Below are 15,213 nucleotides of genomic sequence, written 5' to 3' on the forward strand. Positions count from 1 at the left end.
GTGCGCGGGCTGCCGCGAAAGGGCGCCGGATGCGGCCGTGGCTGGCGGTTCGCATGACGCGCACGGGTAAAAAATCTCGAACGGGCATTCTAGCCGATCCACCTGGCAGACTGACCCGTGCGGCGGCGAATTCCGCCTATTTGGGATCGCGCGCGGGAACGGACACATTGCCGCAACGCAGCAATGCACCTGCGCGAGCGGCCGGAGCCCGGCGGGCCTGAACGGCGGCTCATCAGAAGATCACGCGCAGCGCGGTGAACACGAGCATCCCGACGACGATCGTGCCGAGCATGCTGCGGCGCCACAAAAACCAGCCGAGGCCGGCGAGCGCCGCGTAGAACGGATGGTTGGACAGCGCGAACGACAGCCCGGCCGGCGTTTCGAGCACGTCGGGCAGCACGACGGCGACGAGCGCGGCGGCCGGCGCATAGCGCAGCGCGCGCTGCGCGCGTTCGGGCAGCACGGTGCGCTCGCCGCCGATCAGGAACAGCGCGCGCGTGACCGCCGTGACGATCGTCATCCCGATGATGACGATCCAGATCTCCGTCGCGCTCATTCGATCTCCTTCTCGTGCACGGTTTCGGTGCGGATGCGCCGCCAGTCGGCCCGTTCGACGAAGAAGTCGGCCGTGCAGCCGGCCGCGAGCGCGGCAAGCACCGCGAGCGGCAGCGCGAGCCGGTACGGCAGGTCGAACGCGACCAGCGACACGATGCCCGCGACCGCGACGGCCGCGAGCGTCGAGCGGTTCGCGACGGCCGACACCATGATCGGGATCAGCGCGAGCGTGCCGGCCAGCTCCAGCCCCCAGCTCGCGGGGAAGAAGCTCGCGAGCAGGATGCCGGCGAGCGACGACACCTGCCACGACAGCCAGCTCGCGAGCGCCATCCCCCAGAAATACGCTTCCTTGCCGGGCACATGACCGTAGGCGAAGCCCTGTTTCTGGAACAGCAGGTAGATCACGTCGCCGTTGAAATAGCCGATCGCCAGGCGCCGCCACAGCGGCAGGTAGGAAAAATGGGGCGCAAGCCCGGCGCTGAAGATCACGAAGCGCGTGTTGACCATCGCGGCCGTGAGCAGGATGGTCCAGATCGGCAGCTTCGCCGCGAGGAGCGGCAGCACCGCGAGTTGCGACGAGCCTGCGTAGACCAGCAGCGACATCGCGCTCGCCTGCGCGAGTGTCATGACCGACTTGCTCATCGCGATGCCGGTGACGAGCCCCCACGAGAGAATCGCCATCAGCGTCGGGGAATAGTCGCGCGCGCCCTGGATCAGCGCGAAGCGGTCGGTGGCGGACAATCGAGCGAGCATGGGAAGCGGGCCGCGGCGGGCGGTTCGTCGGGCCGCCGGCGCCTCCTGCCGGTACGACCCGTCGTTATTGGAATCGGTACCGGGCGATTATAGCGCCGGCCCCGTGTCGACCGACCGGATCGCCGGCAAATGACGCTAAAATAAGCGTCTTTCCGGCTCAACGCTGCATACAACCCGCTGTACAACTGCTTCCCAGGAGAATCCTATGTCAATGGCCGACCGCGACGGCAAGATCTGGATGGACGGCAAGCTGATCGACTGGCGCGACGCCAAGATCCACGTCCTGACCCACACGCTGCACTACGGCATGGGTGTCTTCGAGGGCGTGCGCGCGTACAAGTCGGCTGACGGCAGCACCGCGATCTTCCGCCTGTACGAGCACACGAAACGTCTGCTGAATTCGGCGAAGATCTTCCAGATGGACGTGCCGTTCGACCGGGAAACGCTCGAAGCCGCGCAGCTGGAAGTCGTGCGCGAGAACAAGCTCGAGTCGTGCTACCTGCGCCCGATCATCTGGGTCGGCTCGGAAAAGCTCGGCGTGGCCGCGAAGGGCAACACGATCCACGTCGCGATCGCCGCATGGCCGTGGGGCGCGTACCTCGGCGAGGAAGGCCTCGCGAAGGGCATCCGCGTGAAGACGTCGTCGTTCACGCGCCACCACGTGAACGTGTCGATGGTCCGCGCGAAGGCGTCGGGCTGGTACGTGAACTCGATCCTGGCGAACCAGGAAGCAACGGCCGACGGCTACGACGAGGCGCTGCTGCTCGACGTCGACGGCTACGTGTCGGAAGGCTCCGGCGAAAACTTCTTCCTCGTGAACAACGGCAAGCTGTACACGCCCGACCTGTCGTCGTGCCTCGACGGCATCACGCGCGACACGGTCATCACGCTCGCGAAGGACGCCGGCATCGAGGTGATCGAGAAGCGCATCACGCGCGACGAGGTCTACACGGCCGACGAGGCGTTCTTCACCGGCACGGCCGCTGAAGTCACGCCGATCCGCGAGCTCGACAACCGCACGATCGGCAGCGGCGCGCGCGGCCCCGTCACGGAAAAGCTCCAGTCGGCGTTTTTCGATATCGTGTCGGGCAAGAACGCGAAGTACGCGCACTGGCTGACGAAGGTCTGAGCGCGCCCCGCGCCACCGACCGCCCCACAAAAGAGTGATAAGAGAAAGTCTCATGAGTGAAATCAAGGAAATGCCGCTGGTCGAGCTGACGGCCAAGGATCTTCCCGCGTACTGCCCGAACCCGGCCATGGCGCGCTGGAGCGCGCACCCGCGCGTCTTCATCGACGTCTCGCACGGCGAAGCACGCTGCCCGTACTGCGGCACGCGCTACAAGCTGCGCGACGGCGAGGTCGTCAAGGGCCACTGAGCCCCGGCGGCCGGGCCTGCAGGCTTGCAGGCCCGCCGACCCAAGGCGGCGCAGCCGGGCTTCCGGCGCGCCGCCGTTCTCCATTCTGGCAACCCGAACGCGGCGCCTGGGCGCCGCGCTTCATCAAGACATCGGAAGTCGACCTGATGCGTCGAGCGCTGGTTATCGCACCGAACTGGATCGGTGACGCATTGATGGCGCAGCCGCTTTTTGCGCTGCTGAAGAAACTCCATCCCCGCATCGCGATCGATGCCGTCGCGCCCTCGTGGGTCGCGCCCGTGCTCGAGCGGATGCCCGAGATCCACGATGTCTACGCGACCGATCTCGCGCACGGCAAGCTGCAGCTGCTGCGCCGCTGGCAGCTCGCGAGCGACCTGCGCGACGTCGGCTACGACGCGGCGTACGTGCTGCCGAATTCGCTGAAGTCCGCGGTGATCCCGTGGCTCGCGAACATCCCGCTGCGGATCGGCTACACGGGCGAGCACCGCTACGGGCTGCTGAACGTGCGGCACGCGAATCCGACCAAGTCGGGCGAGCGGCCGCCGATGACGACCCACTACGCGGCGCTTGCGTACGCGCCGGGCGCGAAGCTGCCCGAGTCGATGAAGACGCTGCCCGCGCCGCGCCTCGACGCGGACCTGAACGAGACGGCGCGCGTGTCCGCGCGCTTCAACCTCGACACCCGCAAGCCGCTCGTCGTGTTCTGCCCCGGCGCGGAATACGGCCCGGCCAAGCGCTGGCCGCCCGAGCACTTCGCGTCGCTCGCCACCATCGTCCACCAGTCGTTCCCGTACACGCAGATCGTCGCGCTCGGCTCGCAGAAGGACGCCGCGGCCGCGCAGGCGATCGCCGACCACGCGCCGAACGTGCGCAACCTGTGCGGGCAGACATCGCTGTCGGAGGCATGCGCGCTGATCGCGCGCGCGAACGCGGTGGTCACCAACGATTCGGGGCTGATGCACGTCGCCGCCGCGCTGCGCCGGCCGCTCGTCGCGCTGTACGGCTCGACGGATCCGCGCCACACCCCTCCGCTGTCGGACCTGGCGAAGGTACAATGGCTTCATCTCGAATGCAGTCCCTGCTTCGAACGCGAGTGCCCGCTCGGCCACCTGAAGTGCCTGCGCGAACTCGGTCCCGAGCAGGTATTCGGCGATTTGCGCGGCATGCTCGTCGGGCAACGCTGACCCTGGCCGGCAGCGTCGCACGACGCGCCGGGCAATCCGATTCACCGGTGTACGGCGGCTCCATCCGGGCCGCCGTGCTGAATACGGCGCGCGACGCGCGCGAGAGATAACCCCGATGCCACGTTTTGCCCGCCTCTTCGAAGCCGCCGCCGATACGCTGAATGCCTACTACCAGGCCGTCGCCGATGCCAATCTCGACGCGCTGCTGGGATTGTGGATCGACGAGGATTTCGCCAGCTGCGTATGGGCGGACGGCGAGCATCTGCACGGCCTCGACCAGATCCGCAGCGGGCTCGCCAACCGGCTCGCCACACGCCCCGTGACGATCGAGCCGCTCGACATCCGTGTGTACGACAGCCTCGGCACGGTCGTCTATACGATCGCCGAAGCGCATCAGCAGGCCGACCTGACGGCCGAACCCGACATGGTGTTCGCCACGTACGTGATGATTCACGAGCGCGGCGAGTGGCGCATCGCGCATATTCACGCGAGCCCGATTCCCGAACAGGCGGCCGGACAATTCGCCGCGAAGATCCGTCACGGGCAGGGTCCGCTGCACTGACGAAGAACGAAGCAACGCATTAGCGGGGCGATCATGAGTACGGCTTCTCCGCCCACCTCGCCGCTGACCGGGGCCCCGGCCCCCAACGACGATTCATCGCGCTATCGCGCACCGCGCTGGCTGCCGAACAGCCATGCCCAGACCATCGTGCCCGCGCTGTTCGCGCGGCGCCCGGCCGTCGCTTACCGACGAGAGCGATGGGAAACCCCCGACCACGATTTCATCGATCTCGACTGGGTCGCGCATCTCGACAGCGCGGCGCCGCCGCCCGATGCGCCGCTGTTCGTGCTGTTCCACGGCCTCGAAGGCAGCTCGGGCTCGCACTACGCGCTCGCGATGATGGCCGCCGCGCGCGCGAAGGGCTGGCACGCGGTCGTCCCGCACTTTCGCAGTTGCAGCGGCGAGATCAACCGCCAGCCGCGCTTCTACCATCTCGCCGACAGCGCCGAAGTCGACTGGATCCTGCGCCGGCTCGCCACGCAGCATCGCGGGCCGCTGGTTGCGGCCGGCGTGTCGCTCGGCGGCAACGTGCTGCTGCGCTGGCTCGGCGAGCATCGCAGCGACACGTCGATCCTGCGGGCCGCCGCCGCGATCTCGACGCCGATCGACGTGCACGCGGGCGGGCGCGCGCTGTCGCAAGGCTTCGCGATGGTCTACACGCGCAGCTTCCTGAAGACGCTCAAGCGCAAGGCACTCGCGAAGCTCGACCAGTATCCGGGGTTGTTCGACCGTGAAGCGATGCTGCAGGCCGTGACGATGCGCGACTTCGACGAGGTCGTGACCGCCCCGCTGCACGGTTTCGCGAACGCGGACGACTACTGGACGAAGGCGACGACCCGGCCGCTGCTGCCGGAGATCGACGTGCCGACGCTGATCCTCAACGCCCGCAACGACCCGTTCCTGCCCGAATCCGCGCTGCCCGGCCCGGCCGACGTATCGCCGGCCGTCGAGCTCGACCAGCCCGCGGACGGCGGACACGCGGGATTCATGACCGGGCCGTTCCCCGGCCGTCTCGACTGGCTGTCGGCGCGGGTGTTCGGCTATTGCTCCAAATTCGTCGACCATGGATGACATCGTCAGGCAGGCCCTCGCCAAATGGCCGAACGTGCCGCACTGTACCGGCTGGCTGCTGCTCGACCGGCGCGGCGAATGGCGGCTGCGCGACGACGCGGCCCAGGCGGCCGGCGAGCTCGGCTCGCCGATCCGGCATGCGGCGCTGAACGCGTTCATCGGCCGCAACTACGAATGCGACGCGCAGGGCCAGTGGTTCTTCCAGAACGGGCCGCAGCGCGTGTACGTCGAGCTTGCCTATACGCCGTGGGTCGTCCGCCTGGCCGAACGCGACGGGCAACTCGCGCTCACCGACCAGACCGGTACGCCGTTCGAACCGGACGAAGCCTGGCTCGACGACGCGGGCGGCGTGCTGTTTCGCTCGGCCGGCACGGCGCCGCGCATCGCGGCGCTGCACGACCACGATCTCGGGCTGTTCGCCGATCACGCGGATTTCGACGCCGCACCGCCGGTACTGCGCTGGCGCGACGGCCGCACGCTGCCGCTCGGCAGCATCGTCTGCGCGGACGTGCCTGCGCGGTTCGGCTACGTCGCCAGCCCGGCACGACAGGCCCGCGACGCGGCCGGCGGCGACGCCTGACCCGCAGCGGCTTCGCGCGCGCCCGGCGCGCGCCGGACGCTAACCGCGGCCGTTCTTCTCGTCTTCACGCTCTTCCTTGTAGCGCGCCTCGAATTCCAGCAGCCGCGCGCCGATCATCGACTGCTCGTAGAACGAGACATCTTTCGCGTCGCGCGCTTCCTTCAACTGACGAATCGCAGACGGCCACGCGCCGTCGAGCGCAAGCTTCTCCGCGAGCGCGCGGCGCCGCGCCAGCACGTCGCCCTTGCCGTCGCTCGCCTTCGCGAGATAGTCCCACCAGTCCGGCTGCTCGGGGTCGGCCTTCGCCTGCGCGCGCGCCTGCGCCTGCGCGTCGGCGAAACGACGCGCCGCGATCAGCGCCTGAAGATGCCCGACGATCGCCGCGTGCGACGCCGGCCAGCGCCGCTGCGCGAGCGCCGCGAGCCGCACCGCTTCGTCGGTGCGCCCCGCACGGCGCGCGATGTCGGCGGCCAGCACGTCGAGGCTCGGCGAACTCGTCGCCGGATCGTCCTCGCGCCGCTCGCGCGCGTCGAACGCGGTGCGCGCCGACGCGAGCGCCTTGCCGGCCGCGTCGTACTCGCCGAGCTGCGCGTTCGCGAGCGCGATGCCGTACCAGTTCGCCGCGACGTTCGGCGCCGTGCGATCGTCGATCTCGGACTGCATCCGGCGCGCTTCGGCCGCGATGTCGGTCGGCACGCGGTTCTGCAGGACCCGCAGCCGCGCGCGCACGAACCCGTATTCGGGCGACTGGCGCGGCTGCCGGTACGGCGCGCGGCGCGCGCGATCCTCCATGTCGGCAATCCGCTCGCCGGTCAGCGGGTGCGTGCGCGCATACGCGGGCACGCCCGCATCGCCCATCGACGCGCGATCGAGCCGCTCGAAGAAACCCGGCATCCCGTACGGGTCGTAGCCCGCGCCCGCGAGCAACTGGAAGCCGACGCGATCGGCCTCCCGCTCGGCCGAACGCGAGAAGCGCAGCTGGTTGTCCACCGCGTATGCCTGCCCGCCCACCGCGATCGCGCTGCCGAGGTCGCCGCTTCTCGCGAGCACGCCGGCCAGCACGCCGAGCAGCATCGTCGCGAGCGCCGTATAGCCGGTCTTCTCGTTCGCGCCGATCATCCGCGCGATGTGCCGCTGCAGCACGTGCCCCATCTCGTGGCCGACCACCGACGCGAGCTCCGACTCCGTCTGCGTCGTGACGACGAGCCCGCTGTTGATCCCGATGAAGCCGCCCGGCATCGAGAATGCGTTGATCTGCGGATCGCGCACCGGGAACAGGTCGAAGTCCGGCGTGTAGCCGCCGATGAAGCGCGCGGCCGCCGCGGCCGCGAGACGCGCCGCCATCGCATTCAGGTAGTCGCGCACGAGCCAGTCGTCGAGGTAGTCGGGATCGCGCCGCACTTCGCGCATCACCCGCTCGCCGAGCCGGCGCTCGGCCTGTGGCGTCAGCGAACCGCCGGAACCGTCGCCCAGGTCGGGCAGTTCGAGCGCGCGCAGCGGCGCGCGCAGGCTCGCGGCCGGTGCCGATGCGCCGCCCGCGTCGGAGAACCGGCTCTCCGCGCCGCCGTACGTACCGAATACGCCGGCCGCGATGCCGGACGGCACGGTGGAAATCGACCGGGCGCCGTCGGCCGCCGCTTCGAGCGGCGGTGCGGACGCACGCTGCGCATGGCCGCTCGGCGGCAATGCGAGCGCCATCGACAGCGACACGGCAAGCAACTGTTTGACACGCATGGCAGGATGAAAACGACGCCGTCCCGCGCGCCGGGCGCGCATCGCGGCGTTTGGTCTGAATATTCGGGTCATTGTACCGGCGCCGCGATGACTGTCCCGTGCCGCGCCGGCGCCATCTGCGCTCCGGCGACGCGAACGCCGCTGCTATGATAAGCGCCCGTTGAAGCGTTGCATCGGGTCGGGGAGCCGGTTTCGGATGCCGCGCGCTGCCCGATCGCGAAGCAGGATCGACGGACGTGCTCGTGCGAGCACGCCGTTCCACTGGAGCATGACATGTCAGGACTCACCCATTTCGACGCCGCCGGCCATGCGCACATGGTCGACGTCGGCGGCAAGCAGGAAACCCAACGCATCGCGATCGCGCGCGGCACGATCCGGATGCTGCCGGCCACGTTCGCGCTGATCCGCGACGGCAAGGCCAAGAAGGGCGACGTGCTCGGCGTCGCGCGCATCGCGGCCATCCAGGGCGCCAAGCGCACGGCCGACCTCATCCCGCTGTGCCACCCGCTCGCGCTGACGCGCGTGGCCGTCGATTTCGAGCTCGACGACACGCTGCCGGGCGTCCACTGCGTCGCGCAGGTCGAGACGTTCGGCCGGACCGGCGTCGAGATGGAAGCGCTGACCGCCGTGCAGGTCGGGTTGCTGACCGTCTACGACATGTGCAAGGCGGTCGATCGCGGGATGGTGATCAGCGACGTGAGCGTGCGCGAGAAACGCGGCGGGAAGTCGGGAGACTGGAAGGCCGAAGACGTCGCGGGTTGACCGCCAGCGGTAAGAGCAGCCACTCACGGAGCAGCGCCGGCCGTAGCGATGCCCCGTTCGAACGATAAAAACCAGAAAAACGCCTCATTCATGAAGAATCCCACGCTGAAATGCGCCGCGCCGCTGCTGTGCGCGCTCCTCCTGCTGCCGGCCGCCGCATCGGCCGCCGGCGCCTGCCCCGCCGCCGACACCGCCGCACGCGCGGCCATCGACGCGCAACACCGTGTACAGCAGGTCCGCAATCCGCCGAGCGACGGGCCCGGCGTCGAGATTTCGCCGCCGCTGCGCGACGCGCTGCGTACGTACAAGCAGGCGCTCGCCGGCGCGATCGATGCGCGGCTCGCCTGCAGTGACGAACAGGTCGACCCGGCCGCGCTGAAACGCACGCTCGCAGCCGCGCTCGGCGTGCCGGCCCGGCCCGTCCAGCCGAAAGACGGCGAATCGGCGTTCGGCCGCAATCCGGACGTCGACGTCGAACGCGGCGGCACGTCCCGCCCGTTGCTCTTCGTGCGCGCCGGCTTCGACATCGCATGCGGCGATGACAACCTGCTGACCGCCTACGCATGGGAAAACGGCGGCTGGCGGCGCGTGCTGCGCTGGCAGGCCGACGACTACAAGGACATCGGCGGCGCATACGGCGGCGGTTTCTGGTTCTCGGCGCTGCCCGGCGGGCAGGTCGCGGTCGTCCACGGCACGCCGTGGTGCGCGTCGCGCTGGAGCCAGTTCGCCGCGGATGTGGTCGCACCGGCCAACGGCCCGACCGCGCAACGCGTGCTGTTCCATGCAGAGAACAGCTACGTGCTCGACGAAAACCCGATCCGGTTCAAGGTGCGCCCCGACGGCTTCGAGGTGCGCGCGACGGTCAGCTCGATGGACAGCGAACTGTTGACGCGGCCAGGCGTCTTCCGCTATCGCGTCGACGGCGGCACCGTGCAGCGCGTACAACCCGTCGCGCTCAACGGCCGCGATTTCGTCGACGAATGGCTGAATGTGAACGATGCGCAGGCGCGCGAATGGAGCGAACCCGCCGCCGCGGCTGCCGCGCTAAAGGGCCGGCAGGCGTTCGACAAGGCCCGCAAGGCACCCGGCACCGGGTTCGAGTACGGCCCGGTGCGCAGTTGCTCGGACAGCAAGGACCGCTTTCAGGTCGAACTCGATCTGACGGGCGATAACGGGGAAACGGTTGCGCGGCACTATGCGCAGATACGCCAGGAACGCAACGGTTTCACGCTGCTCGGGCTGAGCACGGCGGCCGAGCCGGCTTGCCGTGGCGCGAACCTGATGCCGCGGCACTGAACGTCGGGCACGCGCGGCCCGACGGCCGCGCGTGGCGACTTTCGGCGGGCGTGCGCCACGAAGGGGCCGGCAGGAGACCATACCGGACGGCAACCGGCACGCACGCCACGCCGCGCCGCCCGCGCATCACTTGCCGCGCTGCGGCTCGAACACGAACGGTTGGGTCAGCAGGAACGGATTCGCGGTCGCGCCCGTCTGCACGCAGGTTGCGTGCGTCATCGCGTCGGCGGCCGCGCGATCGGCCGCCGCATTACGGCTGCTCGTCGTCACGGTGACGTTCTGCGCTTCGCCGGACGTCGTCATCAGCGCACGCACGAGCACGGTCGCCTGGCGCGTGAGCGGCTTCGCGGTATCCGGATAAACGGCGCGGGGGATGTGGCAGGTCAGCTTGCTTTCCTGCGACGACGACAGCATCGCGCAGCCGGAAAACAGCATCGCGACGGCGGGCAGGATCAGGTAGGTCGAGCGAATAGCCATGGTCGAATATCGTTCTTCAGCACTGTTGCGGACGAACGCGCCGCGCGCCGGGGAACATCGCCCGGCCGCATCGCATGCGTCACACCGCGCCGCGGCCATCGGACCGGCGCCCCGTTACGGCCGCACGGCCGATCGATGCTCGGCCGCGATCCTGCGTGGCGGACTTCCCGGGTAGCCCGGTGTTGCCGGTGTTCGCGCCGCTCCTGCCTCACACGGGCCGGCACGCGAGCGCTTTCGCGCATTGTGCACGCGCCGCCCGGCGAGCGGCGGCGATTTGACAATGGTTGACGCGAATCGCCGCGCCTTCAGCCGGAATCCGCGCAATCCACGAGGTAATCGATACGCGCCGGATTCGCCCGGTTCACACCGCGCGGTTGCGTTCGGCACGCGCCGCTGCTCCCGCACGGCACGGCCCCTGCCGGCATTCCCCGTTCCGGCAGAGGCCGCGCGTATCAATCCGAATCGTCGTCGTCCTCGTCGTCGGCCGCGTCGGCCGGAACTTCGCCGTATTTCGCGACGACCGCCGCCTTGAACGTCTTCAGCGCCGGCTGCTGGTCGCACAGCTTGTACAGCGCCGCCAGCTGTTGCGGCCAGTCCTTCAGCTCCTTGGCGAAGACGTGCAGGCGCGCGACGGTGTCGAGCGCGTCGGCTTCGCGGCCGGCCAGTGCCTGCAGCACCGCATAGCGGCGCAGCACCGTTTCGCCGGGCAGCAGCGCGATCGCGCGCTCGTGCGCGGCGAGCTTGGCCGGCAGGTCGTCCGCCGAAATCGGGAGCAGCGTGGCCGCGCCGTACTCGCCCCAGGCGCCGAACAGCAACGACGGCGCGTCGCGGTATTGCGCGGCCGGATCGCTGCCGTAATACAGCACTTCCGCGCGCTGGTAGTCGCGCAGCACGGGCACCGCCGCCAGCACGCCGCCGACCGACAGCACCGCGAACAGCCCGAAGGCTGCGCGCCCCGGCAGGAAACGCAGCGGCTTCACGTCGAGCAGCCCGATCACGAACATCGCCGGCAACAGGAAGAACATGTACTGCTGCGGATACTCGACCAGCGCATGCATCAGCAGGATGCCGATCAGCGCGAAGCCGAACACGCGCATGCTCGACTGCGGCGCGCGCACCGCACGCACGAACCACGTCACCAGCGCAACGACGAGCACGCCCAGGCCGACGAGGCCGGACTTCGCGAGCAGGTCGATGAAGATGTCGTGCGAGTTGTTCGCGATCTCGACGCCGCCCAGCGAGCGCACGAGCGCGAACTGGTGTGACGGGAACTCGCCCCAGCCGACGCCGAGCAGCGGGTGCTCGCGGAACATCGCGAGCCCGTACCTCCACAGCGCGAGGCGCGGCGCGATCTGCCCGGCGTCACGCATCCGGTCGGCCGCGGATTCCGCGAGGTTCAGGTGATAGTGCACGTTGGCCCAGCGCACCGCGACGTTCACCGCGATGAACGCCACCGCGAGCACGACCGGGATCAGCCACGCGCGCGCATTGCCCGGCGCGCGGCGCGATTCGAGCCACGCCATCCAGAAGCCCGCGACGACCATCACCGCGACCTGCAGCCACGGCCCGCGCGACACCGTCAGCGCAAGACCGACCGACAGCACGAGCGACAGCGCGAGCCACGCCCATACCGCGAGCCGGCGCGTCTGCACGAGATACAGCGCGCCCGCAAGCGCGAACGCGATGTAGCTGGCCAGATGGTTCGCCTGCGCCATGTTGCCGTACGGGCGGCGATCGACCGCGACGTTGTACACCACGACGAACGGCGACAGCGCCGACTCGAGGTGGAACAACTGCACGATCTGGGTGCCGACCGCGAACACGCCACCGACGAGCAGCGCGCCGGCCATCATCCGCGACACGGCCTCGGCCAGCCCGTCGCGCGCGAGCGTAAAGCCTGCCTGCATCGCGACCAGCGCGGCGGCGAGATAGCCGACCGCGAGCCAGTTCATCGACGGCACCTTGAGCGGGATCAGCGCGACCTGCGCGATGAGCACCGCCGCGAACCCGAGCGGCGCAACGAACGCGGCCGGTGCGGCGAACGGTTCGGCCGGGCGACCGGTGCGCGCGAGCAGCACGACGGACACCCCCACCAGCAGATACAGCACCAGCGCGGAAAACTCGGAATAGAAGGTCGGGATCGGATACGTGTGATTCGTGATCGCGTACGGCACGATCAGGGCGACAGCCAGCGCAACGAGCGGCAACGAACGGGAAAAAGTAGAAGGCATGAGCGAACCGGATGTCAGCAACCGGCGCACTATACAAAACTTTCCCCCCTCTGTGCGGGGCCTTCGCGCCGCGCCCCGGCGCGGCGCGGCCGCCCTGGCCGACCGAAGCGGCGGCCGGCATGCTGCCCGTGCCGTCCTGCTCCGCTGCCGGCACTATGCGCGGCACTCCGCCGGCGCATATTTCGCAGGCAGCGTCGCGGCATCGCCCGGCAACGGACCGGCCCCCGGCGCCGGCAGCGACGACGCGCCCTTGCCGGCGGCGAAGCATTCCCACGCGATCGCGCCGGCCTGCATCGCGCCCTTTTTGAGCGGCACGCGTGCGGTGGGCGCGTCGGCCTTGTCGGGCGCGGACGGCACGAGCACCAGCGTATTGGCGCCCGCCGCCGCAACGCGCGTGGTGAAGGCGACCGTGATCTGGCCGGTCTCGCCGTCGATCGCGACGGATTCGACGTTGCGGGTCGCGGCCGGCGGGCTGTAGCCGCCGTCGAGGCCCGCGCCGCTCGCGGCGTTGTCGGCGACGGCCAGCCGCGCGGACGACGCAAGCGCGAGCCCCTCGCCGACACGCGAGCGCGCAAGGTAATCCTGGTACGCGGGAATCGCATAGGCGGCGATCACGCCGACGATCGCCAGCACGATCATCAGTTCGATCAGCGTGAAGCCGGCCGGCCGCCAGCGCGGTGACGACCGGTTTGCGCGCCGCAGGTCGGCGGCAACACGACGGAACAGGGAAACGGAAAAGGCTTCGAACATGGCAGGCTCCGGAAACGAAAAACGCCTGCCGTTAAAGGCAGGCGTCTCGATCGTAGCCAGCAGGCCGTGAATCCGGCAGTCGGCCGGATGGCCAGTGTCAGTGCGCGCGCGGTGCGCCGCTGCGCCGCCTGAGCGCGTAACCGATCGCCACCACGAACAGCGCGCCCGCGATGCTCGCCCCGTACAGCACCGGCTGCGTATCGAGCACCGGCCAGCGGTCGCCGACCGGGTCGTTCACGATCAAGCCGCCCGCGATCCAGCCGAGCAGCCCGGCGCCGAGCGCCACGACGATCGGGAAACGGTCGAGCAGCTTCAGCACCAGCGTGCTGCCCCACACGATGATCGGCACGCTGACGACGAGCCCGAAGATCACGAGCGGGATCCGGTGCGACGGGTCGGCCTGCTCAGCCGCACCGGCGATCGCGATCACGTTGTCGAGGCTCATCACCGCGTCGGCGATCACGATCGTCTTCACGGCGTCCCACAACCGGCTGGCCGGCTTGATGTCGTCGTGCGCATCGGCGGCCGGCGCCATCAGCTTGATACCGATCCACAGCAGCAGCAACCCGCCGCCGAGCTTCAGGAACGGCACGTCGAGCAGCGCGACCGCAAACGTGATCAGCGCGACGCGCAACAGGATCGCACCCGCGGTGCCCCAGATGACACCGCGCAGCCGCTGGTTCGCGGGCAGGTTGCGGCAGGCGAGCGCAATGACGACGGCGTTGTCGCCGCCGAGCAAGATATCGATGATGACGATCTGGAGCACGGCGCCCCAGTGCAGCGACGTCAGGAATTCGAGCATGGGGTGATGTGCGGGGCAGTGGCGGCCTGGCAGGCGGCCGGGTTCATCGCCGGCGCATGCACGACGCATGTCCGGTGGGTGCTTACGAATTCATTGCGCGAGCATAACAAAAAACGCCGGCAACGCCGGCGTTTTTTGCAGGACGAACCCAGGGGGAAATATTACAGCGCCTTCTTCAGCAGACGGCCCATTTCCGACGGGTTGCGCGTGACGGTGATGCCGCACGCTTCCATGATTTCCAGCTTCGCTTCGGCCGTATCCGCACCGCCCGAGATCAGCGCGCCAGCGTGGCCCATGCGCTTGCCCGGAGGCGCCGTGACGCCCGCGATGAAGCCGACGACCGGCTTCTTCATGTTGTCCTTGATCCACTCTGCCGCGTTGGCTTCGTCCGGACCGCCGATTTCGCCGATCATCACGACCGCATCCGTATCCGGATCGTCGTTGAACATCTTCATCACGTCGATGTGCTTCAGACCGTTGATCGGGTCGCCGCCGATACCGACTGCCGACGACTGGCCGAGGCCCAGTGCCGTCAGCTGCGCGACGGCTTCATACGTCAGCGTGCCCGAACGCGACACGACGCCGATGCGGCCCTTGCGGTGGATGTGACCCGGCATGATGCCGATCTTCAGTTCGTCCGGCGTGATCGTGCCCGGGCAGTTCGGCCCGAGCAGCAGCGTCTTGCGGCCTTCGCGACGCATGCGGTCCTTCACTTCGATCATGTCGCGCACGGGGATGCCTTCCGTGATGCAGATCGCGAGATCGAGGTCGGCTTCGACCGCTTCCCAGATCGCAGCAGCTGCGCCTGCCGGCGGAACGTAGATGACCGACACGGTCGCGCCGGTTTCTGCCTTCGCTTCCTTGACGCTCGCGTAGATCGGAATGCCTTCGAAATCTTCGCCGGCCTTCTTCGGGTTCACGCCCGCGACGAATGCTTCGCGGCCGTTTGCGTATTCACGGCAGGCGCGCGTATGGAACTGACCGGTCTTGCCGGTAATGCCCTGCGTGATGACCTTCGTGTCCTTGTTGATCAGAATCGACATGTATTTTGACCTCTGTTCGATTGGCGTCGCGTGCAAG

The 15,213-nt window shown here is 69.0% G+C and carries 16 protein-coding genes; 8 read left to right on the forward strand and 8 right to left on the reverse strand.

The genetic code is table 11. The features are described 5' to 3' along the window. Positions 1–232: 232 nt before the first annotated feature. Positions 233–556 carry an AzlD domain-containing protein gene (locus DPV79_RS12675; RefSeq protein WP_021163740.1) on the reverse strand — a complete coding sequence of 108 codons (324 nt, stop codon included), beginning with the start codon at positions 554–556 and terminating at the stop codon, positions 233–235. After that, complete coding sequence (locus DPV79_RS12680; RefSeq protein WP_059495379.1) at positions 553–1,308, reverse strand: AzlC family ABC transporter permease; 756 nt, start codon at positions 1,306–1,308, stop codon at positions 553–555. Before DPV79_RS12680 ends, DPV79_RS12675 begins: the two co-directional genes overlap by 4 nt. A 205-nt stretch (positions 1,309–1,513) precedes the next feature. Between DPV79_RS12680 and DPV79_RS12685 the strand changes: the two genes are divergently transcribed. The 6 genes from DPV79_RS12685 to DPV79_RS12710 all read left to right on the forward strand — a co-directional run bounded on the left by DPV79_RS12685 (position 1,514) and on the right by DPV79_RS12710 (position 6,081). Then, positions 1,514–2,437, forward strand: a complete 924-nt coding sequence (locus tag DPV79_RS12685) for a branched-chain amino acid transaminase (RefSeq protein ID WP_011353071.1) — start codon at positions 1,514–1,516, stop codon at positions 2,435–2,437. Between the two features lie 52 nt (positions 2,438–2,489). Further along, entirely contained in the window at positions 2,490–2,684 is a 195-nt protein-coding gene (locus tag DPV79_RS12690; protein WP_006749970.1) for a zinc-finger domain-containing protein, read from the forward strand. Positions 2,685–2,830: 146 nt separating this feature from the next. After that, positions 2,831–3,868, forward strand: a complete 1,038-nt coding sequence (gene waaF / locus DPV79_RS12695; protein ID WP_027785312.1) for a lipopolysaccharide heptosyltransferase II — start codon at positions 2,831–2,833, stop codon at positions 3,866–3,868. 115 nt (positions 3,869–3,983) lie between these two features. Continuing rightward, positions 3,984–4,430: a nuclear transport factor 2 family protein gene (locus DPV79_RS12700; RefSeq protein ID WP_006749968.1), complete on the forward strand. Its 447-nt coding sequence runs from the start codon at positions 3,984–3,986 to the stop codon at positions 4,428–4,430. Positions 4,431–4,463: 33 nt separating this feature from the next. Continuing rightward, positions 4,464–5,501, forward strand: a complete 1,038-nt coding sequence (locus tag DPV79_RS12705; RefSeq protein WP_021163738.1) for a hydrolase — start codon at positions 4,464–4,466, stop codon at positions 5,499–5,501. After that, complete coding sequence (locus DPV79_RS12710) at positions 5,494–6,081, forward strand: DUF2946 family protein (RefSeq protein ID WP_027789222.1); 588 nt, start codon at positions 5,494–5,496, stop codon at positions 6,079–6,081. The genes DPV79_RS12705 and DPV79_RS12710 overlap by 8 nt, the downstream gene beginning before the upstream one ends. A gap of 39 nt (positions 6,082–6,120) precedes the next feature. Here DPV79_RS12710 and DPV79_RS12715 read toward each other — a convergent pair whose 3' ends face one another. Next, the gene (locus DPV79_RS12715; RefSeq protein ID WP_113045557.1) at positions 6,121–7,815 is read right to left on the reverse strand and encodes a M48 family metalloprotease; all 1,695 of its coding nucleotides are present in this window, start codon (positions 7,813–7,815) and stop codon (positions 6,121–6,123) included. Positions 7,816–8,088: 273 nt separating this feature from the next. Between DPV79_RS12715 and moaC the strand changes: the two genes are divergently transcribed. Together moaC and DPV79_RS12725 are read left to right on the forward strand one after the other, a co-directional pair. Continuing rightward, positions 8,089–8,577: a cyclic pyranopterin monophosphate synthase MoaC gene (gene moaC, locus DPV79_RS12720; RefSeq protein ID WP_021160201.1), complete on the forward strand. Its 489-nt coding sequence runs from the start codon at positions 8,089–8,091 to the stop codon at positions 8,575–8,577. Positions 8,578–8,667: 90 nt separating this feature from the next. Beyond that, the gene (locus DPV79_RS12725; RefSeq protein ID WP_113045558.1) at positions 8,668–9,873 is read left to right on the forward strand and encodes a hypothetical protein; all 1,206 of its coding nucleotides are present in this window, start codon (positions 8,668–8,670) and stop codon (positions 9,871–9,873) included. A 126-nt stretch (positions 9,874–9,999) separates the two neighbouring features. Here DPV79_RS12725 and DPV79_RS12730 read toward each other — a convergent pair whose 3' ends face one another. From DPV79_RS12730 to sucD, 5 genes are all read right to left on the reverse strand, one after another. Next, a complete protein-coding gene (locus DPV79_RS12730) occupies positions 10,000–10,350 on the reverse strand; it encodes a TonB family protein (protein ID WP_048025009.1) in 351 nt (116 codons plus the stop codon). Between the two features lie 452 nt (positions 10,351–10,802). Next, positions 10,803–12,581 (reverse strand): PglL family O-oligosaccharyltransferase, encoded by a 1,779-nt coding sequence (locus DPV79_RS12735; protein ID WP_113045559.1) that lies wholly within the window; start codon positions 12,579–12,581, stop codon positions 10,803–10,805. A gap of 153 nt (positions 12,582–12,734) precedes the next feature. After that, on the reverse strand, positions 12,735–13,331 hold the full coding sequence (locus tag DPV79_RS12740) for a pilin (RefSeq protein WP_059485398.1): 597 nt from the start codon (positions 13,329–13,331) through the stop codon (positions 12,735–12,737). Positions 13,332–13,428: 97 nt separating this feature from the next. Then, positions 13,429–14,133, reverse strand: a complete 705-nt coding sequence (locus DPV79_RS12745; RefSeq protein WP_021160196.1) for a TerC family protein — start codon at positions 14,131–14,133, stop codon at positions 13,429–13,431. Between the two features lie 161 nt (positions 14,134–14,294). Beyond that, positions 14,295–15,176 (reverse strand): succinate--CoA ligase subunit alpha, encoded by an 882-nt coding sequence (gene sucD / locus DPV79_RS12750; protein WP_006477916.1) that lies wholly within the window; start codon positions 15,174–15,176, stop codon positions 14,295–14,297. Between the last annotated feature and the right edge of the window lie 37 nt (positions 15,177–15,213).

It is taken from the genome of Burkholderia reimsis (assembly GCF_003294055.1).
Lineage (GTDB): Bacteria > Pseudomonadota > Gammaproteobacteria > Burkholderiales > Burkholderiaceae > Burkholderia > Burkholderia cepacia.

What these genes read in the sequence shown, in the direction of transcription:
- waaF (WP_027785312.1), top strand. Translation starts at nt 2,831, where the DNA reads ATGCGTCGAGCGCTGGTTATCGCACCGAACTGGATCGGTGACGCATTG.
- sucD (WP_006477916.1), bottom strand. Translation starts at nt 15,176, where the DNA reads ATGTCGATTCTGATCAACAAGGACACGAAGGTCATCACGCAGGGCATT.
- DPV79_RS12735 (WP_113045559.1), bottom strand. Translation starts at nt 12,581, where the DNA reads ATGCCTTCTACTTTTTCCCGTTCGTTGCCGCTCGTTGCGCTGGCTGTC.
- DPV79_RS12745 (WP_021160196.1), bottom strand. Translation starts at nt 14,133, where the DNA reads ATGCTCGAATTCCTGACGTCGCTGCACTGGGGCGCCGTGCTCCAGATC.
- DPV79_RS12675 (WP_021163740.1), bottom strand. Translation starts at nt 556, where the DNA reads ATGAGCGCGACGGAGATCTGGATCGTCATCATCGGGATGACGATCGTC.
- DPV79_RS12710 (WP_027789222.1), top strand. Translation starts at nt 5,494, where the DNA reads ATGGATGACATCGTCAGGCAGGCCCTCGCCAAATGGCCGAACGTGCCG.
- DPV79_RS12740 (WP_059485398.1), bottom strand. Translation starts at nt 13,331, where the DNA reads ATGTTCGAAGCCTTTTCCGTTTCCCTGTTCCGTCGTGTTGCCGCCGAC.
- DPV79_RS12700 (WP_006749968.1), top strand. Translation starts at nt 3,984, where the DNA reads ATGCCACGTTTTGCCCGCCTCTTCGAAGCCGCCGCCGATACGCTGAAT.
- DPV79_RS12690 (WP_006749970.1), top strand. Translation starts at nt 2,490, where the DNA reads ATGAGTGAAATCAAGGAAATGCCGCTGGTCGAGCTGACGGCCAAGGAT.
- DPV79_RS12680 (WP_059495379.1), bottom strand. Translation starts at nt 1,308, where the DNA reads ATGCTCGCTCGATTGTCCGCCACCGACCGCTTCGCGCTGATCCAGGGC.
- DPV79_RS12725 (WP_113045558.1), top strand. Translation starts at nt 8,668, where the DNA reads ATGAAGAATCCCACGCTGAAATGCGCCGCGCCGCTGCTGTGCGCGCTC.
- moaC (WP_021160201.1), top strand. Translation starts at nt 8,089, where the DNA reads ATGTCAGGACTCACCCATTTCGACGCCGCCGGCCATGCGCACATGGTC.
- DPV79_RS12730 (WP_048025009.1), bottom strand. Translation starts at nt 10,350, where the DNA reads ATGGCTATTCGCTCGACCTACCTGATCCTGCCCGCCGTCGCGATGCTG.
- DPV79_RS12685 (WP_011353071.1), top strand. Translation starts at nt 1,514, where the DNA reads ATGTCAATGGCCGACCGCGACGGCAAGATCTGGATGGACGGCAAGCTG.
- DPV79_RS12705 (WP_021163738.1), top strand. Translation starts at nt 4,464, where the DNA reads ATGAGTACGGCTTCTCCGCCCACCTCGCCGCTGACCGGGGCCCCGGCC.
- DPV79_RS12715 (WP_113045557.1), bottom strand. Translation starts at nt 7,815, where the DNA reads ATGCGTGTCAAACAGTTGCTTGCCGTGTCGCTGTCGATGGCGCTCGCA.